The 427-nt window shown below is 48.9% G+C and carries 1 protein-coding gene; it reads right to left on the bottom strand.

Features of this window, described 5'->3' with window-relative positions; all coding sequences use genetic code 11:
• The coding region (locus tag L692_RS32565; protein ID WP_025699177.1) for an RNA-guided endonuclease TnpB family protein at nucleotides 1–427 on the bottom strand (427 nt) is incomplete at both ends.

Here is a 427-nt window from a genome sequence, read left to right on the forward strand (position 1 = left end):
CAGTTTGTCCTCCAAGGTACGAAAGAATTTGGGGTTGCCACGCACTTCGCCATTTGACAACACCGCAAGCTCTTTCAGTCCCAAGTCAATCCCCACCTCGGAATGGGTTTTCGGCAGCGCCTCTACTTCGGTTTCCGTAAGCACGGATACAAAGTATTTCCCCGAAGGACTGCGCTGTATAGTGGCATGGATGATGCGCCCGATAACTTCACGGCTTTGGGCAAACTTCACCCATCCCAGTTTAGGAAGCTTGATCCGTCTCTCTACTATACTCACTTCCGGAGACTGGCTTTTCCCTTGAATTTGGGTGGTGTAGGATTGTGCCGGATTTTTCTTGCTTTTAAAGCAGGGAGCATTGTTCTGTTTTGTGAAAAATCGTTTATACGCATCAGCAAGGTGTTTGAGCGCTGACTGCAAAGCGGTACTG

This window comes from Paenibacillus forsythiae T98 (assembly GCF_000520735.1).
GTDB lineage: Bacteria > Bacillota > Bacilli > Paenibacillales > Paenibacillaceae > Paenibacillus_AQ > Paenibacillus_AQ forsythiae.